Origin of the sequence: Clostridium sp. (assembly GCF_047777555.1) — a bacterium.
Lineage (GTDB): Bacteria > Bacillota > Clostridia > Clostridiales > Clostridiaceae > Clostridium_H.
In genome coordinates, this window is record NZ_JBKEEV010000002.1 from 100,023 (window position 1) to 120,140 (window position 20,118).

The 20,118-nt window shown below is 29.9% G+C and carries 20 protein-coding genes; 3 read left to right on the forward strand and 17 right to left on the reverse strand.

Features of this window, described 5'->3' with window-relative positions:
* Positions 1–24: 24 nt before the first annotated feature.
* The 6 genes from ACFWTK_RS03640 to ACFWTK_RS03665 all read right to left on the reverse strand — a co-directional run bounded on the left by ACFWTK_RS03640 (position 25) and on the right by ACFWTK_RS03665 (position 4,817).
* Positions 25–1,374 (reverse strand): sigma-54 interaction domain-containing protein, encoded by a 1,350-nt coding sequence (locus tag ACFWTK_RS03640; RefSeq protein ID WP_415874773.1) that lies wholly within the window; start codon positions 1,372–1,374, stop codon positions 25–27.
* Positions 1,356–1,547, reverse strand: a complete 192-nt coding sequence (locus ACFWTK_RS03645; protein ID WP_415874774.1) for a hypothetical protein — start codon at positions 1,545–1,547, stop codon at positions 1,356–1,358. Before ACFWTK_RS03645 ends, ACFWTK_RS03640 begins: the two co-directional genes overlap by 19 nt.
* Before the next feature lie 223 nt (positions 1,548–1,770).
* Positions 1,771–2,049 carry an STAS-like domain-containing protein gene (locus ACFWTK_RS03650; protein ID WP_415874775.1) on the reverse strand — a complete coding sequence of 93 codons (279 nt, stop codon included), beginning with the start codon at positions 2,047–2,049 and terminating at the stop codon, positions 1,771–1,773.
* Positions 2,050–2,302: 253 nt separating this feature from the next.
* Entirely contained in the window at positions 2,303–2,482 is a 180-nt protein-coding gene (locus ACFWTK_RS03655; protein ID WP_415874776.1) for a hypothetical protein, read from the reverse strand.
* Between the two features lie 84 nt (positions 2,483–2,566).
* Positions 2,567–3,478 carry a hypothetical protein gene (locus ACFWTK_RS03660; RefSeq protein WP_415874777.1) on the reverse strand — a complete coding sequence of 304 codons (912 nt, stop codon included), beginning with the start codon at positions 3,476–3,478 and terminating at the stop codon, positions 2,567–2,569.
* On the reverse strand, positions 3,465–4,817 hold the full coding sequence (locus tag ACFWTK_RS03665; protein ID WP_415874778.1) for an AAA family ATPase: 1,353 nt from the start codon (positions 4,815–4,817) through the stop codon (positions 3,465–3,467). Before ACFWTK_RS03665 ends, ACFWTK_RS03660 begins: the two co-directional genes overlap by 14 nt.
* A gap of 225 nt (positions 4,818–5,042) precedes the next feature.
* Between ACFWTK_RS03665 and ACFWTK_RS03670 the strand changes: the two genes are divergently transcribed.
* Positions 5,043–5,912 carry an FUSC family protein gene (locus tag ACFWTK_RS03670; RefSeq protein ID WP_415874779.1) on the forward strand — a complete coding sequence of 290 codons (870 nt, stop codon included), beginning with the start codon at positions 5,043–5,045 and terminating at the stop codon, positions 5,910–5,912.
* Between the two features lie 90 nt (positions 5,913–6,002).
* Here the strand turns inward: ACFWTK_RS03670 and ACFWTK_RS03675 are convergent, their stop codons facing one another.
* Together ACFWTK_RS03675 and ACFWTK_RS03680 are read right to left on the reverse strand one after the other, a co-directional pair.
* Positions 6,003–6,194, reverse strand: coding sequence for a ferredoxin (locus ACFWTK_RS03675; protein WP_415874780.1), 192 nt, complete (start codon positions 6,192–6,194; stop codon positions 6,003–6,005).
* A 118-nt stretch (positions 6,195–6,312) separates the two neighbouring features.
* Positions 6,313–6,840, reverse strand: a complete 528-nt coding sequence (locus ACFWTK_RS03680) for a 2'-5' RNA ligase family protein (protein WP_415874781.1) — start codon at positions 6,838–6,840, stop codon at positions 6,313–6,315.
* Between the two features lie 146 nt (positions 6,841–6,986).
* Between ACFWTK_RS03680 and ACFWTK_RS03685 the strand changes: the two genes are divergently transcribed.
* Positions 6,987–7,265, forward strand: coding sequence for a winged helix DNA-binding protein (locus ACFWTK_RS03685; RefSeq protein ID WP_415874782.1), 279 nt, complete (start codon positions 6,987–6,989; stop codon positions 7,263–7,265).
* A gap of 48 nt (positions 7,266–7,313) precedes the next feature.
* Here ACFWTK_RS03685 and ACFWTK_RS03690 read toward each other — a convergent pair whose 3' ends face one another.
* The 5 genes from ACFWTK_RS03690 to ACFWTK_RS03710 form a co-directional block, all read right to left on the reverse strand.
* On the reverse strand, positions 7,314–7,550 hold the full coding sequence (locus ACFWTK_RS03690; protein WP_415874783.1) for a DUF1292 domain-containing protein: 237 nt from the start codon (positions 7,548–7,550) through the stop codon (positions 7,314–7,316).
* A gap of 99 nt (positions 7,551–7,649) precedes the next feature.
* A complete protein-coding gene (locus tag ACFWTK_RS03695) occupies positions 7,650–8,159 on the reverse strand; it encodes a DUF6155 family protein (protein WP_415874784.1) in 510 nt (169 codons plus the stop codon).
* Positions 8,160–8,295: 136 nt separating this feature from the next.
* Positions 8,296–9,705, reverse strand: coding sequence for an AmmeMemoRadiSam system protein A (gene amrA / locus ACFWTK_RS03700; protein ID WP_415874785.1), 1,410 nt, complete (start codon positions 9,703–9,705; stop codon positions 8,296–8,298).
* Between the two features lie 134 nt (positions 9,706–9,839).
* Complete coding sequence (locus ACFWTK_RS03705) at positions 9,840–10,034, reverse strand: hypothetical protein (protein WP_415874786.1); 195 nt, start codon at positions 10,032–10,034, stop codon at positions 9,840–9,842.
* A gap of 19 nt (positions 10,035–10,053) precedes the next feature.
* Complete coding sequence (locus ACFWTK_RS03710; RefSeq protein ID WP_415874787.1) at positions 10,054–10,257, reverse strand: H-type small acid-soluble spore protein; 204 nt, start codon at positions 10,255–10,257, stop codon at positions 10,054–10,056.
* A gap of 160 nt (positions 10,258–10,417) precedes the next feature.
* Between ACFWTK_RS03710 and ACFWTK_RS03715 the strand changes: the two genes are divergently transcribed.
* A complete protein-coding gene (locus ACFWTK_RS03715) occupies positions 10,418–11,164 on the forward strand; it encodes a LysM peptidoglycan-binding domain-containing protein (protein WP_415874788.1) in 747 nt (248 codons plus the stop codon).
* A 99-nt stretch (positions 11,165–11,263) separates the two neighbouring features.
* Here the strand turns inward: ACFWTK_RS03715 and ACFWTK_RS03720 are convergent, their stop codons facing one another.
* The 4 genes from ACFWTK_RS03720 to addA all read right to left on the reverse strand — a co-directional run bounded on the left by ACFWTK_RS03720 (position 11,264) and on the right by addA (position 20,096).
* Positions 11,264–13,687: a glycogen/starch/alpha-glucan phosphorylase gene (locus tag ACFWTK_RS03720; protein WP_415874789.1), complete on the reverse strand. Its 2,424-nt coding sequence runs from the start codon at positions 13,685–13,687 to the stop codon at positions 11,264–11,266.
* A gap of 18 nt (positions 13,688–13,705) precedes the next feature.
* Complete coding sequence (gene glgA / locus ACFWTK_RS03725) at positions 13,706–15,142, reverse strand: glycogen synthase GlgA (RefSeq protein WP_415874790.1); 1,437 nt, start codon at positions 15,140–15,142, stop codon at positions 13,706–13,708.
* A gap of 255 nt (positions 15,143–15,397) precedes the next feature.
* Positions 15,398–16,360 carry a 3'-5' exoribonuclease YhaM family protein gene (locus tag ACFWTK_RS03730; protein WP_415874791.1) on the reverse strand — a complete coding sequence of 321 codons (963 nt, stop codon included), beginning with the start codon at positions 16,358–16,360 and terminating at the stop codon, positions 15,398–15,400.
* A gap of 13 nt (positions 16,361–16,373) precedes the next feature.
* Entirely contained in the window at positions 16,374–20,096 is a 3,723-nt protein-coding gene (gene addA, locus ACFWTK_RS03735; protein ID WP_415874792.1) for a helicase-exonuclease AddAB subunit AddA, read from the reverse strand.
* Between the last annotated feature and the right edge of the window lie 22 nt (positions 20,097–20,118).

A 20,118-nucleotide genomic window follows, 5' to 3' on the forward strand; every position in this document is an offset into this window, starting at 1 on the left:
ATTTTACTTTTTATCACTTTGATATCATATTGAGCTAATCTTTATTCCATATTTATTTATTCTTCTATAAATAGTAGCTCTGCTTATACCTAAAATTTTTGCAGCCTCATCTGCATTCCCCTTACAGTATATCAAAGCTTTTCTTATACTCTGTTCCTCAATAAGTTTAAGAGGCATTATATCATCTCTACTCAAAACTACTTCATTATCGCTGTTTTTTATTCTCTCTATAAGTCTTGGCTTATGAGTTAGTAAATTATCCATAAAATTTTTAGTTATTATATCATCATCACAAAGATAATATGCTTTTTCTACCAAATTTCTAAGCTCTCTTACATTTCCTAACCATTTATATTCTTTTAACTCTTCTATAATATTTTTTTCTATACCTTTATTCTTCATATTCTGTTTATTTAACTTATATATAAAATACTTTATTAGTGGCTCAACATCTTCTTTTCTATCTTTAAGATCCATAAGCTTAATACCAATTACGTTTAGTCTGTAGTATAAATCATACCTAAAGTTTCTCTTCTCCACTTCATCCACTAAGTTTCTGTTAGTAGCAGCTATGACTCTTACATTAACCTTCTTTTCATAGGTGGAACCCACCCTTACTATCTTGTGATTGTCTAAAACTCTAAGAAGTTTAGACTGAATATCTAGAGGCAATTCTCCTATCTCGTCTAAGAATATGGTACCTCCCTCAGCTAATTCAAATTTTCCAGGATATCCTCCCTTATTCGCTCCAGTAAAAGCTCCCTTCTCATACCCAAAAAGTTCACTTTCTACAAGCTCTCTTGGTATAGCAGCACAGTTTACAGCAACAAAAGGCCCTCTTGCTCTTTTACTGTAATTGTGGATAGCTTGAGCAAAAACTTCTTTTCCAGTACCACTGCTGCCTTCCAGCAAAATATTGCAATCTGTATTTGCTGCCTTCTTAGCACATCGAATTATCTTTTTCATATTTTGATTTTTGGTTATTATGTCCTCAAAAGTAAATGCAGCGCTGTATCCTACCACATTATTTACTACTCTATGTATGTGTCTTGTATCTCTAAATGTAATAATGATTCCTATTACTTTCTCTTCCTTCTCTACTGGTACTATATTGGTAATGCATCTAATTCTATTTTCATTGACAATAAACATACACTCTTCACTTTTATAAGCTTTTCTTGATTTCATACATTTATTTATCAAATCAATATTAGTTAGAAATTCGTTAATATTTCTATTTTTAAGTTCATTACGTCTAAGTCCCAGCGCTCCTAAAGCTACATCATTGTATTCTACAATTCTTAAACTGTCGTCAGTGATTATAATTCCTTCAGAAGTTGCCTTAAGCAGAGCTTTTAAGAATTCTTCCCCCATAACAATATACTCCTTTTTACATTAAATATATCTAAATAAGGTTTAAAAGCATTTTCTCTAAAATCATAGTTAACTATATTATATAGCTTTGTTGTATGATAAGATAATCCCTCAATGATAGCTAATTGTTGTTCTGTAAATACTGGCTTGAGCTTAAAAGATAATTTCATCATTTATCTTCTACTTCCTTACATTGTTATATATGTGACTATTATGATGAAGATTTATACACAGATATAAGAATACTTCCGTTAAAACTAGGTATCAATACCAATGATTTAATAGAAGAATGGCATGAAGTATGTCCTTAAAAACACTCAAATAAAGAGTGCTCTTTAACGAGCACTCTTTGTTTGGGATTTATTATTAATTTTAATGTGGACAATTGTTATCTACTTAATTTTTATAAACGGATGTTCCATAAGCAACTCTGTTAAAAGCTTCAGTATTGGTTAAATTTTTAACTTTTAAATGTGATAAAACATACTCTCTTCCTTTTCTGAAAAAAAGATTTACTAGTAGTGTTGCGAAAAATGTGCATGGAACTTCTTCAACATTTTGAAAATCTAATACGATATCATCATCTATATATGAGTTCATCATTTGCTTTAAAACTATAATGTCTTCTTGTGTAAAATTAGTTCCCAAAATATCTCTTACTATTATTTCTTTCATTTTTCCCAACCCCTAACCTTAATTTTTTATAATCATAATTTTAAGCAATTTTCAAAATAATCAGTTTATCTTTGTAATTATAATATATCATCTTTTTTGTATATTGTCAATCATTTAACAAAGTTTTTTTATAATTTTCGCAATTTTTTAAATTTTCTTTTCCTTACAAATACAATTTTACCTATAAATAAAAAAGGTAATTACACATTCTAAATTCCTATAGTGTAATTACCTTTTTAAACCTAAAACATTATCAATCTAACTCATATTTTTTCTTTGCTTCTATTCCGCTCTTGTTATAAGCATTACTTTCTATAGTTTGCACAATTTGATTCTTAGCAAATTGATTTTCTGTTGATTTATATCCCTTTCTATTGAATAATCTTCTATTATAGTCATGACTTTCTCTATTATTCATTAGTTCCTGTTTCAATATAGGACACCTCCAATTTTCTGGTTAAAATATAACCTCACTATTTAGAGTGTCCTAGAGCTTAAAATTTATTATTGTTAAATTCTACTTTCTTGTTATATTGATTATCTCATATTCAGTCTCCCCATCATTTTCTGATCCTCCAAAGACCTTTAGCCTATATCCTAAATCTATTATATATTCATCCGTTTCAATATATGAGCTGTGAGCCATCTCTTTTTTTGATAAAATTGCTTCACTATTGTATCCTTCATAGTTTGTAAACTTCTCCTTTAAATTATCTTTAGTTTTCTTATCCCAATAGGTTATAAATTTTATTTTGCAATCTTTTTTATTTATATATTTTAGTATGTAATTATTAAGATTTCTCTCATTTTCTGGATTGTTTAGATACCTATCTTTTATTGTAATACTTTTTGTATTTTTATAAAATTTAGATAAATATTTTGCTAATATATCTGCATTTCCATAGGTTACTTCTATTCTTACAGGAGTTTCATAAATATCAAATAGTGTATCATATTTATTCCTAACAATAACATCTTCTATATCACTAAGCTTTACAGTTTGCTTATCTTCTCTTATAAATATTTCTTCTGATATAAATTTAATTTGATTATATCTTCCCTTTATATTGCTATTATAATCCCCAATTAAGATTTTATCCTCTGACAAGAGAGCTGTTTTTATTAATACCTCTCTTTCATCTAGAATTCCATCATTATTCTTTTTTAAATCTCCTATATTTACTTTCTTAACTTTTGTTTTTTCCCTTAATATAGATAAAAACCATTCATCATAAGCCTGTTTATAGTTATTTTTTTCAGCATCCTCATCCCATATAGCTTTAAGTTCATTGCTTACCACTAATATATGCCTATTTATTCGATTTCTTAAAATATCATATTTTGCATCTATGTTAAATTTATTTTTTATAGTATTTTTGTCTAAGGTAATATCTAGTCTCATACTTTCACCTATCTTACATAAATTCAAATAAGGTCTTTCCTAAATTATAATTAACGTCAAAAAAACCGCTAGGCCAAGATTCTTCAAATTGTCCATTAGAACTTAATTTCATATCTTTAATTACGGCACCATTTTCACCATGTTTAAAGTAATAAACTCCTATATCTTTAGCATCTATTTTTCCCTGAGCTACTAATATTTCAATTTGAGTTATTAGAAATATACTGTGAGTTTCTATTATAAATTGCTTATTTCCATCCTTACAGCATTCAACGAATAAATCTCCTAATTTCGATTGAGCACCTGGGTGAATGTGTACCTCTGGTTCTTCAATAATAATAGTGCTGTTATCTTTACAATTTATAGATTCAATTATAATAGGCAGCAACTGTGATGTGCCTACACCTACATCCAATAGATTATTTGTTATACCTGTAAACTTATCTTTTATAAACAGAGAATATGTTCCATTTCCAAAAGCTTTAACATCTATGCTTTCAGCTAAATCAAATTTCCTTAGCCAAAAATTTATTTTTTCTCTTATATTGTTTTGCGCACCCATAAGAGCAGATATCATATTTTCTCCTCTGCTTCCTACTGTATCAAAGCAGGATAGCTTAGTTATGTATTCCACTCTTTCAGGCTTATTTCTAAAAGAAGATATGTAAATTATATTTTCCGTAAATTCTTTTAATTTTATTTTTATAGCTTCAAATGTAACATATACTATAGCGATATTTTTAAGCTCATCTATAGTTGCCTCTGTCAACTGCTCTTCATTTATTTTAAAGTAAAACCTGTCAGGCACTATTAAGTTAGGAATTTCTATAGTAATGTCATTTATATTGACACAATAATATTGTCCATTGGAGTATATTTCTAGTTCTTTATCTCCTTCGTATTTTACTTTAAATCTATCTACAACTATTCTTTCCTTTTCATTTTTATTTAAGGAAAAGCTTATTTCCTTTATAGAATAACTTTCGCTTTTTTTAATCAATTCATCTAAGATGTCTTTTATGTCTTCTTTACCTTTATTTCTAATTTCATATGCTATTTTAAATAGTATGTATTCTGTACTTAAGCCTTTTTTCAAAGGGTTTTTATTAAATTCTATTTTAAAGCCTATTTTGTTATTATAATCATGATTATAGACTAGGCTTGTATAATCCCCTATTTCCTTGTTCATATCTATGGCAGTTTCTTTGTATTTGCTCTCCATGGTATTTTTTAATAGTAGTATTCCTTTTATAAAGCTAGACTTTCCTCCACTGTTAGGACCCACCAGTATATTTATCTTCTTTAAATCTACTTTACCAGAATCCTTAAAAGCTTTAAAATTCATAAATTCAACAGCTTCTACCATATTAGCACCCCCAAGAATCCAGCAAACATTAACATTTTGGCACTTAGTTACCAATCATTAGTGTTTTTATAAGTTAATATTAATATTAGCTTATAAGTATTGGATTATGCATAATTTTAAAAAACAATAGGATCACTCCATTTGCCATTTACTATAATTAATGAGTTATGTATAATAATATACTAATAACGCAATTCACTTCACTAAAGGAGGGCTATTTTTAACATGAAAAAAGTGGGTATGAGGAATCTAAAAACAGCTATCTCTGTTTTCTTATGCATATTGGTTATAAGAATGTTTGATACTTTCGATTCTCCATTTTATGCCTGTATAGCTGCGGTAATATGTATGCAAAGTTCGGTTTTTGAGACCTTTAAAACCGGTAAAAATAGGATGATAGGGACTTTCATTGGAGCCTTGATAGGATTTATATTTGCTTTAATCCAGCCAGGAAATTCATTCCTTGTTGCTATAGGCATTGTTATTTTAATTTATATATGCGATATGCTGGGCTATAATAAATCTATATCTATAGCTTGTATTGTTTTTATTGCTATTATGGTTAATCTAAATGATAAAACTCCTCTTTCTTATAGCACACATAGACTTATAGAAACATTTATAGGAATTTTTATTGCGGTTTTAGTAAACTATTTTATATATCCACCTAGATACTTTGATAATTTCTATAAGTTTAAAGGAGAAATAATATCTATAATAGATAACCTTTTTTGCGATAAACTCTGCCATAATAGAGATGTAAATTTATCAGTTTTAGATAATAAAATATCCTCTTTTGAAAACCTAATGAAATCTTATATGAATGAAATTATACCTAAGAAAAATGACTCTCATAAAATAGCTGACCTTCAAAGGGTTCTTAAGCTTTCCAAAAAAGCTTACAGCCATTTATTTATGCTTAATTCATTAAATTCTATGTGTTTTCTTAACGAGAAAAACCTTGCTAAAGCAAGAGCTTTATTTGATATGGGTGAGCAGGAATTACAATCTTCTAATTCTGACTTAGATATTGTATATAATTATCACATAGAGAATCTGTTCAATATAACAGAGGATTTAAAAAGCAGCTCTTAAAAAATCTAAAAAGTTTATATATATCTATATATAAAAGCCGTGATATTGTATACACGGCTTTTATAATTTCAATAAAACTTTGATGCTTGATTATTCCTCTACTTTTATAGCACTTACTGGACAAGATTCTTGTGCTTCTACTGCAGAATCTTCTACATCTCCTGGAACCTCATCAACAATTGCATGTGCTTTGCCATCATCACCCATATCAAAAACATCTGGGCAAATTGAAGGACATAATCCACATCCAATACAAGTATCTTGATCTACAAAAGCTTTCATAAATTTTCATCCTTTCTTTTTTAGGGTACATTACCCTCTTATTTTTACCACTTATTTTATTTATATTATATATTTTTATACATTTTTAATTATAGGTATATTTATAAATCATTATAAGCTAGTTTAACTTGTATTCTTTATAAGTTTCCCATCTATAGTTTTTCCATATTAAAATAGATATATTATCAAAATAGGTCTGGAAATTTGCTTCATAATTTGAAATATATTGCCATATATCATTGAATTTTTCTCTTATTCTTTTTGAAACAATAGTGCAGTGAAATTTTTTATCTTCACCTTCATTTCGCTTCCATTCTAACCAACTTAACTTTTTTAGCTCATCAATATATTTATCATGAACTTCAACAGCATCTCTTGAAGGATGAATATCCATAAAAATAACATTATCTCTAAAATGTCCAAAGCCTTTTATACTGATTGGAGTTTTTACATTTTTGCTGCAAAATTCTTCTGTAATCTTTTCTATCTCTTTAATATTATCAGTTTCAAAAGGTGCTTTAATTGTAAAATGAGCAGGAAGCCTCTGTCTTTTGACATCAAATTTTTTGCATACATCATCTACTATGGCCTCATGAAAATTAAGTACTTCTCCTTTTAATAAGCATACTATAACATACCTCATCATAACTATTACCTCTTTCAACCTAATTATATAAATTCTATAGCTTATTACAAGTATATGTAAAATATTTTTTTCTTTTAAGAATAATATATCATACTTTTTCATATTATTTATCAAGTTTAACTATATGAAGATAGGAAGGTGTTACTATGCTTGATAAATTAAAAAAGAGTCACAGGCCTTATGCAAAGAAAATAATGAATGAGTTGTATCCCGATAAACATTTAGATGCTGACAGCATATGTTCCAAGTTTGTAAAAAAGTACCGTGCTATCGTTAGAGCTTCCATTAAGGACTTAGAAAACTGTTCCTTATTAAAAAGTACTCAAAGCAAGGATAAGCCTGAGAAAATATATAGTCTTTCTGAAAAGGGAAGAATGTTAATAGAAGCTGATATGCCTAAAGACATAGAAGTTTTAGAAAATTAGCTTATATTTAAGCATAGAAGCCGCCTTAAGGTGGCTTCTATATACTAACTATTCTTTTTCATTGTAAGCCTTTAAAACTCTCTGGAATTCTGCTCCTGAGCCTATTGATGCGTATTCTATCATTCCATTTTCTCTGCTAACTTCTCTATAAGCATTAGCAGTATCTGACCCTGGCTGAGATACTATTACATAAGTATCCTTTCCAATGCTTATTCTGTCCACTAATTCTAATTCTACTTTTTTTCCAAATTCATTTGTAACTGTTATAGTTTGTTGTGTTTCCATATGTACTTTTCCTCCTATATTTTTGGCATATATATTATATAGTTTATAATTCTCTATTTTTTCTTAAATTATTTATCATTTTTATATTTACATAAATGATTAATAATAGGAGAAAAGTATATTGCTCATATTGTTTTTAAAATCACCTTGTGTAACTAAAATACTTTCTACTATACTCTTCACTTTGTCCTTAAATGTATCTTTTAAGTCATATTTGGAAATATGTTTTAAGGCCTTAAGAAAAGTGGCTTCAACATTTATATAAAATTCTTCTTCCGCCATACCATAAGTATTGGCGAGCTCTATTCCTAAGTCAATATAATAAAGCATTAGTTCTACAACATTATCAGGCATAGTTGCTTTATCATTAAATTCCCTTATAATTTTACTAATGTCTGCATATCTAACTTTTACCTTTCCTTTGTAGAAATAGAATTTCTTCTTTATCAACATCTTATATTGTTCTAAAAGTTTTCTTTCTAAATCAGGGTTTATCTTTAAATCATAGTATCTTTTAACCTCTGGAAAAATCCTGTACATATCAATTACTTGAAGTTTTAACACATCTTCATCTAAAGAATCTATATATTCCCTTAGTTTAATATTCATATTCTTGTGCCCCACCCCACCTTTTGTCGCCTAAACTTTTAAAATATTTTTCTAATATTTCTGTATTAATTACTATCTCTTTAGTGCAAATTACAATTTAATTATACCATTTTCCCTTATTTTTACAATTACTTTATTAACACTTACTTCCTTTTCTTATGACTTCAAATTTTTCTATTTCATAGTCTTCATTTTTATCTATATTTGCTTTATCTAAAGCTATGGATATCTGTTCTTCTACTGTGTCTACCCCATCTAAATCTGGAAGCAAAATTCCTGTTTTTGAACCTTTTCTTACTATTACCCCATATTTTTTAGGATCCAATTCCTCTTTAACGGCTTTAGTTGGAGGCATTAATATATCTACTGAATATTCCAGGTATGGAAGTTCTTCCTCTTCTACTGGTGAAAATCTAGGATCTCTTTGCCCTGCTTCTACTGCATTTTTTATTATTTCTTTAGCTATACAATCTGTAGTAGGAAAAATAGTACCTATGCATCCTCTAAGTTCTCCATCTTTTTTTATAGATACAAAAACTCCGTTTCTTTCAGTAAGCATTTTTTCATAAAGTACTGGTACATCTATGTACTCACCTGTTTTTACATAATGCTCAAGGCTGCTTCTAGCTAATTTTGCATATATATCTTCACATTCTCTTATTCTTTTCATTTCCTTTTTCTTCATATCTGATATTTTATTTAGAAATTTTCTTTCTTCACATTCTCTTGTATAGAATTTCATAACACCATATCCAATGCCAAAAGGTCCTTCATAAGATAAAAGCTCACCCTTAACATCGCATCCATCCATAGTTCCCGATAGAATATAAAATGACCTCAATCCACATTCTCCAGCGTCTTTTATAATCTTTCTATCTAAACTGAATAAACCTAATATATCTCCATTTTGCAGTAATTCCATAGACTTTTTATCGAATGTCTCTCCATGCTCTCCTGCTCCGTAAGGACTTTCATTATTTAATCTATGAGATAAATCTCCGCTGGCAATTACTACTGCAGTGGTGTTACTTTCTTCTACAGATTCTTTTATTATCATTCCAAATCTATATAACTCCTCTTTAGATAGAAGTCCATAAGTTATATGTACTATCTGGTAATTTACATAGTAATTATTTATAAAATAAAGAGGCACCATGCTGCCGTGGTCAAGTTCTAGTGAGATTCCATACTGCATAGATGCCTTTTCATCAATGGGAACTGTTATTATTCCTTCTCTATATGCCTTATCTCTTATCTTTCTTGAAAGCTTTAAGTCCACATCAATATTGAACTTGATTTCTGGAGCATTAAAGTTTCCTAAGTCTCCACTCACTTTTGGCAGTATAGAGATAGATAATGCATCTCTAAATAAAGGTCCATGAGGAGTTATAACTATTATTGTATCTGGTCTAAATTTGCTTATTTCTTCTCCTATCTTATTGCAAGCATTTACCGTATTTATAGCTTTATTTTCTTCTCCTTTTCCTACCTCTTTAATTATGATTGGCGGGTGAGGCATTATGTAGTGTCCTACTATTTTACCCATATCTTACTCCTCCCATCTATCCATCAACCAGCCTTTTTTTATAACCTCCCTACTCTTCTACACTCCTAAACTGTCCTTCTAAACTCAGCACAGCGGTTAAACTTCCTAAACTTTTAAATATTATCTCCTAGTCTTTACTCTCCTTCTTCTATTTCTTTATATATTTTATGTGCTTTTGCTTTGAACTCTCTAAAATTTTCTGGAACTTCATTTATATTTTTTATCATATTATTATGATCATCAAAAACCTCTATTCCTCCTCTGCTTTCATTCATAACAAATAAATAATTTCCTATCTTAGTTTCATAAACATCTCTCCTAATAAACATTCATTTCACCTCTAGGCATTTATTGATTTATTTTTCCAGTAACTTCACCTGTATCTGTCAAGTCTTCTACATATACTCCCATAACTTTTCTTGTATCTAGTGTCCTAATCTGGGCTGTTTTAGAGTTATTATCAACTTCTTCAATCCATACAGGATGATCCTTATACAATACTGTTACCTTGTCTGGGCTATTTATAATTTCATGAACTCTGTGTAAATCCATAGAAATACCTCCTTAAACATATTTATATATAAGAGTTTGCATAAAAAAACATTAAAATATGTAAAATTTTTTATAAAAAAATTAACTTAGACAAGTTTAAAAAAATTATATGTGTCAATAATCAAGATAAGTACATATTATGAAAGGGGTATTTTAGTATATGAATTCTAAAATTAAAAAAACATTAATAATAATTTCATCATCAGTAGTATTATTTCTAGCGGTATTTTTCATGACGAGAAGCTTAAATAACTTAATCGACGGCTCAGATAAAGAAAATATTATCAGCGTTGAAGATACTTCTTCAAGCCAAAGTGATAACAATGTAAATACTGACACAACAAAGAATACTGCATCAGTTGGTAAGCAAAGTAGCAATGTCTCACTCAATACTGAGGAAAGCAAAACTGCAAACAATAATTCTGTTGAAAAGTATATAGATTATACCGTACAACAAGGAGATACTTTATTTAGCATCGCAAGAAAAACTATGCCTTGGAAAAGCCAAGAAGAAGCTGTTAAAACAATAGAAACTATGAATAATATCAAAAATCGTGAACTTCTTACCGTAGGTTCTAAATTAATGATACCAGTTAATAACATAGATACATCTAACTGCACAAAGTATATAGTTCAAGAAGGCGATAGTCTTTATACTATAGCTCAAGAATATCTTCCTAACACAGATATTAATTCTGCAATTAATCTAATTATGAGCAAAAACAATATAACCAATCCTTCAGCATTAAGCGTAGGTTTAGAAATCTACATACCTAATGCTGAAAGTAGTACAGTAAGCTCAAATTCAATTGATAATACCTCTTCTGATAATGCAGCTAGTAATACTGATAACATGAAAAATGAAGTTAACAGCACTAACACTTCAGAAGATAAAGACACAGAATAATCCACCTAAAAAAGAACAATCCCAAATTGGGTTTGTTCTTTTTAAGCTTCTCCACTTTTAAACTCAACGAAGCCATTAAACTGTTTTATAACATCTAAACTATTTATAGTTGTGCCATATCTCCTTTGCATACTGCAAAATAGTATTGTCGCTTGAAAATGCACCTGATTTTGCAATATTTATTGCGCACATCTCCATCCACTTACTTCTTTGTCTATATAAAGAATCTATCTTTTCCTGTGCCTTTACATAAGAATCAAAATCTTTAAATACGAAGTATTCATCATTCTTCTCAACTAAATAATTATAAATATCTTTAAACTCAGAACTTGGTACTCCAAAATATCCGTTAGTCATTTGATCCATTACTGTATGGATTCTTCTGTCCTTATAATATAATTCCTTTGACAAGTATCCACCATTCTTCTCATAATTCATAACTTCCTCTGCAGTTAGACCAAAGATTACAATATTATCTTCTCCTACTCTATCTCTAATCTCTATATTAGCACCATCTAAGGTAGCTATAGTAACAGCACCATTCATCATAAATTTCATATTTCCTGTTCCTGAAGCTTCCTTTGATGCAGTGGATATTTGCTCACTGACATCGGCACAAGGTATTATTTTTTCAGCTAAAGAAACCCTATAATTTTCTAAAAATACAACCTTTATCCTATCTCTTATTGACTTGTCATTATTGATTTTATCTCCAATAGTATTTATTAGTTTAATAATCTCTTTTGCTAAATAATAACTAGGAGATGCTTTAGCTGCGAAGAAGAAAGTTCGCGGCATTATATCTAAGTTAGGATTTTCTTTTAAATTATTATATAGATAAGCTATATGAATTACGTTTAATAACTGCCTCTTATATGCATGAAGTCTTTTTGCTTGAACATCAAAAATAGAATCTGGATTTATAGCTATTCCATACTTGGTTTCTATTTCTTTTGCAAACTTAATTTTGTTGTTTCTCTTTATATTATATAATTCTTCTTGGAAACCGCTATCTTTAGCATACTTCTCTAACTCTTCAAGTTTTATAGGATTTCTAATCCAAACATCTCCTATAGTATTTGTTATAAGTTCCGCAAGCTTAGGATTAGATTGTAATAGCCATCTTCTATGAGTTATACCATTAGTCTTATTATTAAACCTTTCTGGATAGAGTTCATAGAAGTTTTCAAGTTCTCTCTTTTTTAATATTTCAGTATGAAGTTTTGCTACTCCATTTACTGAATGTCCCCCAATTATAGCTAAATTAGCCATTTTAACTCGACCTGAACTTATTATTGCCATGGTATTTATCTTATTCCAATCTTCATGGTACTTTTCCTTAATCTCTTCAATAAATCTTCTATTTATTTCCTCTACAATCATATATATTCTTGGAAGCAATCCCTTAAATATATTTATAGGCCATTTTTCAAGTGCTTCCGCCATTATAGTATGATTTGTATATGATATAACCTTCTTAGTTATTTCAAAAGCTTCATCCCATCCCAAACATTCTTCATCAATAAGTATTCTCATAAGCTCAGGTACAGCTAGAGCAGGATGAGTATCATTGATGTGAATTGCTACATATTTGTCTAATTCATTTATTGGTTTATTTCTCTTTTTATAAGTTCTTATTATGCTTTGTATTCCTGCACTAACAAAAAAGTATTGCTGTTTTAGTCTTAAGATTTTTCCTTCTATTTGTGAATCATCTGGATAAAGAATTTGAGATATAGATTCCACTGAAGATTTATACTCTACAGCCTTAGAATAATTTCCATATTTAAAAAATGAAAAATCTAGGTCTTTATCCTTTTCGAATGTCTCTGCACTCCAAAGTCTTAAAGTATTTACAGTTTTATTATTATATCCTATTATTGGAGTATCATAAGGTACTGCTTTTACTGCTCGATAATTTTCGTGGATGAAATTTAACCTGCCATTTACCATAACTGGTGTAACATTGCCCCCAAATTTTACAACTACAGCCTTATCATCCTTTCTTGTTTCCCATACATTTCCCTCTTTTAACCAATTATCTGGTATCTCAACTTGATACCCATTTACTATCTTTTGCTCAAAGAGTCCATATTTATATCTTATTCCACATCCGTGACCTGGAATCTCAAGAGATGCCATTGAATCCAAAAAACAAGCGGCTAATCTTCCAAGACCTCCATTTCCAAGGCCTGCATCCATTTCTGATTCCTCCAGCTCACTTAAATCAATACCCAATTCTTTTAAAGCTTCTTCACTTTCTTTTTCTATACCTAAATTTAATAGGTTGCTTCTAAGAAGCTTTCCTATTAAGAATTCCATTGAAAAATAATAAACCTGCTTTTTTTCACCTTTTGTATATGCTTTATTGCTCATCATCCAATTTTCTGCACAGTATTCTTTTATTAAGCTTCCAAAAGCTAAATATTTATGCAGATTTGAGGCTTCCTCTACATCTTCTGAAAACATAGCTATGAGTTTTCTAGAAAAATCTTTCTTTATTGTCTCTTTGTCTAATTTCATTTATTCCACTCCTATATATTACTTACCTAATAGCTTATTATATATATTAATATATTGTTCCGCTGACTTATTCCAACTATAATCATCTCTCATACATCGTTTAACCAAGTAATTCCAGGCACCTTTATCATAAAATATTCCTATAGCCCTCCTTATGGTATATAACATATCATGAGCATTATACTCCTTAAAGCTAAAGCCATTTCCTTCTCCTGTAAATTGATTAAAAGAGTAAATAGTGTCATTTAATCCACCTGTTTCGCGAACTATTGGGACACTTCCATATCTTAAGGCTATAAGCTGTCCTATACCACAAGGCTCAAACCTTGATGGCATCAAAAACATATCAGAACCAGCATAAATATTTTGAGCAAGAGAATCATCAAAATAAATATTTGCAGAGACCTTATCTGGATACTTCCACGCAAAGAACTTAAACATATTTTCATATCTTTGCGTTCCCGTTCCAAGGACTACAAACTGAATATTTTCTCTAAACAATTCTTCTATGATTTCTTTTACTAAATCCAATCCTTTCTGCTCTTCAAGTCTTGTTACCATAGCTATCATAGGTATATCCTTGTTTTGAGGTAATCCTAAATACCTTTGAAGCTCTAGTTTATTTTTTTCCTTTCCATAAAGATTATTTTCATCATAGTTTTGAAAAATGTTTTTATCCGTCATAGGATTATTTAAATCTGTATCAATTCCATTTATTATTCCATATAGGTCATTTTCTCTGCTTCTTAAAAGCCCATTAAGCCCTTTTCCATAGTATTCAGTTTTTATTTCCTGTGCATAGGTCGGACTTACTGTTGTTATTATGTCTGAAAAAATTATGCCTCCTTTCATAAAAGATATTGCATTATAATATTTAAGTTTATCCTCCGAGAAATATTCCATACCTAGATTTAAAAGTTCTCCAAGCATTTCTTTTGGAAAAATCCCTTGATACTCTAGATTGTGTATAGTATATACAGTTTTTATATTTTTATATCTTGAATCATTCTTATAATGTTCCTTTAAAAGTGGTATTGCAATAGCCGTATGCCAATCATTGCAGTGCAGTATATCTGGAACAAAGTCTCCAAAATACTTTATAGCTTCTAAAATTGCTTTTGAAAAGAAAGAAAATCTTTCTCCATCATCAAAATCTCCATAGGTGCTTCCTCTCTTCAAATAGTATTCATTATCTATAAAATAAAAATGAACATTATCATGTTCTAAATGCAAAAGCCCACAATATTGATTTCTCCATCCAACCTGTACATTGTATTCTGCAACCTTTTCCATCCTGCTGATATATTCTTGCGGTATCTTTGAATATTTTGGTATGATAACTCTGACATCAACTCCTAACTTTACTAATGCTTTTGGAAGTGCATAAGCTACATCTCCAAGACCTCCAGTTTTCATAAATGGATAAGCTTCAGCAGCTGCAAATAAAATCTTCATAGTAAAATCCCTTCCTCCTTTAGTATTGTATATAATATTCTATAAATAGAATTTTCTTCCTTCAGATCATATAATATTATCTATATTTTTTCATTTAAAAAAATAGACTTATAAATTTAAAAATATCTCTCTAGAAACATTATTCCAATTAAGGCATTTTTATATTACAAAAAAATAAAATTTTACCATATTAGTATGCTTAAATTTATAAAATTTAATAATATAAAAAGGCAATACAAATAAATTGTATTACCCTTAAAATTCAGTATTAAACTTATATACTTTTCTTTTGTCTAAAGACCATATAGGTTCTGAGAATTCTCCTTTATTTGTTTCGTTATATGCCTTATGCATATCATAAAGACTAGCATCCATTGTATCTAAATAGTGCAGCATTTGAGCCTCTGGAAACATTGGCTTTTTAGGGCTTCCAAATTCTGCTTCATAATGATGAGATAGAACCATGTGCTGTAATAACATTGTAATCTCTTTATCAGCTCCTATGCTTAAAGCTGCAACTTCAATATTTTTAATCCCTTGAATTATGTGTCCTAAAAGCTGACCTTCTACAGTGTAATCACTGACTATACCAAGTTCACTAGAATCCATTTCATCCATCTTCGCAAGATCGTGAAGTATTATGCCTCCATAGAGCAAATCTTTGTTTATAAATGTGTATACCTCACAAAGTTTTTCTCCAGCCCTAAGCATAGTAAGAGTATGGTATAAAAGTCCTGACCTTACAGCATGATGATTTTTCTTAGCCGCTGGAAAATGCATTATTTTATCTCTATTGTCATTGATAATAGTTTGAACAATTCCCTTAATATCCTTGTTATTTATCTTGTTAAGATACCAAAGTATTTCATTAAACATATATTCTGGTGAATATGGAGCTGATGGAACAAAATCAGCTATATTTACATTATCCTGCTCATTAGTAAGCCTAATCCTGTCTATCTTAAATTGCACATTATTCTGCCATTGAGTAACGCTACCTCTTACTTTTATAAGTATATTAGGTTTATAAATTTCTTCATCACCTTCATTGTAATTCCAGTACTTTGCATTTATCTCCCCAGTTTTATCAGCTATAGTAAAGTCTAAATATTTCTTACTATTGCTGGCTGTTCTGCATTCTGCACTCTTTATTACAAAAAAGCCATCTATTTTGTCATTAACCTGAAAATCCTGTATGGATTTTACCATGATCTCCATACTAAAACTCCTTTCATTTTACCTCTACTTCTTTATCACCATAGAATAAGTAAAGATACTTTTCCTTAACCTTTTTATTTGTAATCTCTTCAATTGCCCTTGCATAAAGTTCTATTTGAATCTTATACTTATCTATTATAGCCTTCTCTTCTCCTTTTTTAAAGTAATCGCTTTTGTAATCCACAAGAATAACCTCTCCATTCTCCTCAAAGTAGCAGTCTATAATTCCTTGAACCATTATATTTTCATCCATATATTTATCATTAGGAATGTCCCTGTAAATTTCTGTGCTTTTTATTTCCATATGGAAAGGCACTTCCCTATATGCCTTTTGTGATTTAATCATTCTCTTTCCTATATTTGAATTAAAAAAGTTCAGTATTTTTGAAATATCTACACTTTCAGCTTGTTCTTCAGTGATTAGTTCGTTTTCCACTAATCCTTTAACTTGTCTTTCTATTTCTTCTCTGTTTAACTCTCTTTTATAGTCAATCTTTTGCATTACAGCATGTATAGCCGTTCCCTTCTCAGCTCCTGTAAGCTTTCTGTCCTTTTCCATAAAAGATGGTTTTTTTACTAGACTTGGAGTATATACATTAGTTGAATAATCATCATACATATCTCTATTCTGCATTCTTTTAAGTTCTGTAACTGTAAGCAAGGTTGGAAGTTTTGAGGCTTCTATATATGAGTATTTCCAGTTCAGCCTTTCATTGATTTCATCATAATATATACTATTTAATCTTATGTTCTCAATATCTTCTATGCTTTCTAGTTCAATCTGTTCTATGTCTTCTTTTTTCTCATTAATCACATTGCTTATATTATAAAACTCTACCTTCCATTTAGAATCATCTTCTACTAGATTAATTCTTTCGTATTCTTGTATACCTGCTTTATTTCTAAGAGGTTCACCATCTTTATGTCTCATAACCACAGGACAAATCCAATCTAAATAACTTTTGGCTTTAAGTATCTCATGCTGAGAAAGTTTTTCATCATCATCGTAAAGTCCATAACTCCATTCCTTACACTTCTTTTCTATGTCCTTTACCGATCCTGTCATTATAAGCTTTTCCTTAGCTCTTGTCAAAGCAACATAGAGAATTCTCATTTCTTCTGATAAAGTTTCTATCTTTATCTTCTCTTTCAATGCCTCTTTTACCACAGTAGAGTAGGATAATCTCTTTTCAAGATCTATATAATCTGGACCAAAACCTAATTCTCCATGAAACAAAATTCTTCTGTTTAAATCCTTCATGTTGAAGTTCTTTCCTAATGCACTTAAGAATACTACAGGAAACTCTAACCCCTTACTCTTATGGATACTCATTATCCTAACTACATTATCATTTTCACCTAAGATCTTAGCACTTCCCATGTCTCCACTGCTTACCTTCAGCCTGTTTATAAAATTTATAAAATTGAATAATCCCTTATAGCTGGTTTTCTCATACTGTCTAGCTCTTTCGAAGAGTATTCTAAGATTTGCTTGTCTTTGTATTCCTCCATTTAAAGCACCTACATAGCCATAGTATCCTGTATCCGTATATAAGTACCATATGAATTCATCTATAGGCATATGAATAGACTTATCTCTCCATATTTTTAGTTTCTCTAAAAATGCGCTGCATTTTTCTTTAAGCTCATCCTGTGCTATATCCTTGTCTTCACTATTTATAATATTTAAAATGCCTTCATAAAAATCTCCAGTTTTGCTTGTCATTCTCACATCTATAAGCTCCTCTGGAGTAAAGGAAGCAACAGGAGACCTTAATACTGCAATAAGAGGAATATCTTGTCGCGGATTATCTATTATTTGAAGCAGTGATAAAATTGTTTTTATCTCTAAGCTTTCAAAATATCCACTTCCTACATCCGCATAAGCTGGAACTAAGTTTTCTTTAAGCTCATCCATGAACACAGGAGCCCAGTTTGCAGTACTTCTTAGAAGTATAACTATATCCCTATACTCTACATTTCTATATGACTTTAAATCCCTGTCATAAACTTTAAATGGTTCGCCGTACTTTGGATTTACAAGTTCATTTATCCTTTTTGCTACAAATCTCGCTTCTATTTGTATATTATCAAGTAATTCTTCTTCTTTTTCCTCTGTATCATCACTTTCTAAATCTTCATAATTCTTTTCAATTATATTTATCTCTATAGGCCCTGCAGTTAAAGACCTATCTCCATCCAATTCTTCATAATCTGCTCCAAGATTTAAAGCTTCATCTTCATCATACTCTAATTCTCCTACACTTTCAGACATTACATGCTTAAAAATAAAGTTAGTACCATCTAATATTTCTTTTCTGCTTCTAAAATTCTTAAATAATTTAATTTTTCTCTCTGCTGCTCCCTCTTCTATTGAATAAGTATTATATTTTTGAAGGAATAATTCAGGTTTTGCCTGTCTAAACCTATAAATGCTCTGTTTCACATCCCCAACCATAAACACATTTATATTTTTGCCTGTAGTTTCATCTTTTCTAGCTATGAAATTAATAATAGCTTCTTGAACATCATTACTATCTTGATATTCATCTACAAGTATTTCTACATACTTTTCTCTTAACCTTGAAGATACCTCAGAATGCCCTAAAATATCAATGCAAAAGTGCTCAAAGTCATTAAAATCAATTATACCTCTATCCCTTTTAGCCTCAGCATATCTATCCATAAATTCTAGCACCAAATTTGAAAGTGCTTTCATTACAGGGTAAAGAGATTTTAAATCTAAAGCTGTTTCCTTATTTGAATATGATGTAATTCTCATTTTTATGTCATTCTGCAGCTGTTTTTTTACCTTTTCTCTAATCTTCTTAACTTTATCTTGAGCATCTTTATCCTGACACTTTTTACATGGCTTTAGTTTACTAAACTTTACTCCTTCAAGCGAATCAAATAGGGAACTCCATGATATATCTGTACTCACTATAACTTCTTTAATCATGTTTAATTCACTTTGAAAATTTTCTAAATAAGGTTCTAATCCTTCTGTTTCATTTATTATTTTAATGGCATTTTCCATCTTCTTTTTTAGTCCAATAGCCTCAATCTTAACATCTTCAATTAAAACCTTTGCCCACTTAGACTCTCCAAAGTCATAATCTTCATCTACATTAAAATCTTCAGCCATTTTAATCAATGTATCTCTAGGATTTGGAGATGCCATTGCAAAATTATATAGATTTAATACTATATTTTGAAGTTCTAAATCATTTTTATTGCTGCTGTAAAACTCTACTAAACTTAAAAACTCATGACTGCACCTTTCAGGTTCATACATCTCTTCAAACATTTCCTCTATAACTTCTCCCTTAAGAAGTATAGTCTCAGTTTCATCACCAATCCTGAAGTTAGGGTCTAAATCAATATAGTGAAAATTATTTCTTATAACTTCTAAACAAAAAGAGTGCATTGTAGTAATGCTGGCTTTATTAATGAGGGTAAGCTGCCTTTGAAGCTGTCTTGATTTTGGATGCTTTGTTAGCTCATCACTTATAGCTTTTGCTATTCTTTCCTTCATTTCCGATGCTGCTGCGTTTGTGAAAGTCACAACAAGCAGTCTATCTATATCTATAGGATTTTTAAAATCCGTTATCATCTTTATTATTCTTTCAACTAGAACCGCAGTCTTTCCAGAACCTGCTGCAGCCGCCACTAACAGATTACACCCATGGGTATCAATTGCAGCCTGCTGTTCTTTAGTCCATTTTGTATCTTCCAAACTTTCAACCTCCCTATGTTTA

Bases quoted from the DNA above. Each gene is read 5' to 3' on its own strand.
- glgA (WP_415874790.1), bottom strand. From the start codon at position 15,142: ATGAAGATTTTATTTGCAGCTGCTGAAGCTTATCCATTTATGAAAACT.
- ACFWTK_RS03675 (WP_415874780.1), bottom strand. From the start codon at position 6,194: ATGAAAGCTTTTGTAGATCAAGATACTTGTATTGGATGTGGATTATGT.
- ACFWTK_RS03665 (WP_415874778.1), bottom strand. From the start codon at position 4,817: ATGGTAGAAGCTGTTGAATTTATGAATTTTAAAGCTTTTAAGGATTCT.
- amrA (WP_415874785.1), bottom strand. From the start codon at position 9,705: ATGGGTAAAATAGTAGGACACTACATAATGCCTCACCCGCCAATCATA.
- ACFWTK_RS03650 (WP_415874775.1), bottom strand. From the start codon at position 2,049: ATGAAAGAAATAATAGTAAGAGATATTTTGGGAACTAATTTTACACAA.
- ACFWTK_RS03670 (WP_415874779.1), top strand. From the start codon at position 5,043: ATGAAAAAAGTGGGTATGAGGAATCTAAAAACAGCTATCTCTGTTTTC.
- ACFWTK_RS03710 (WP_415874787.1), bottom strand. From the start codon at position 10,257: ATGGATTTACACAGAGTTCATGAAATTATAAATAGCCCAGACAAGGTA.
- ACFWTK_RS03690 (WP_415874783.1), bottom strand. From the start codon at position 7,550: ATGGAAACACAACAAACTATAACAGTTACAAATGAATTTGGAAAAAAA.
- ACFWTK_RS03715 (WP_415874788.1), top strand. From the start codon at position 10,418: ATGAATTCTAAAATTAAAAAAACATTAATAATAATTTCATCATCAGTA.
- ACFWTK_RS03680 (WP_415874781.1), bottom strand. From the start codon at position 6,840: ATGATGAGGTATGTTATAGTATGCTTATTAAAAGGAGAAGTACTTAAT.
- ACFWTK_RS03685 (WP_415874782.1), top strand. From the start codon at position 6,987: ATGCTTGATAAATTAAAAAAGAGTCACAGGCCTTATGCAAAGAAAATA.
- ACFWTK_RS03730 (WP_415874791.1), bottom strand. From the start codon at position 16,360: ATGGAGATCATGGTAAAATCCATACAGGATTTTCAGGTTAATGACAAA.
- ACFWTK_RS03705 (WP_415874786.1), bottom strand. From the start codon at position 10,034: ATGTTTATTAGGAGAGATGTTTATGAAACTAAGATAGGAAATTATTTA.
- ACFWTK_RS03720 (WP_415874789.1), bottom strand. From the start codon at position 13,687: ATGAAATTAGACAAAGAGACAATAAAGAAAGATTTTTCTAGAAAACTC.
- ACFWTK_RS03640 (WP_415874773.1), bottom strand. From the start codon at position 1,374: ATGGGGGAAGAATTCTTAAAAGCTCTGCTTAAGGCAACTTCTGAAGGA.
- ACFWTK_RS03695 (WP_415874784.1), bottom strand. From the start codon at position 8,159: ATGAATATTAAACTAAGGGAATATATAGATTCTTTAGATGAAGATGTG.
- ACFWTK_RS03645 (WP_415874774.1), bottom strand. From the start codon at position 1,547: ATGATGAAATTATCTTTTAAGCTCAAGCCAGTATTTACAGAACAACAA.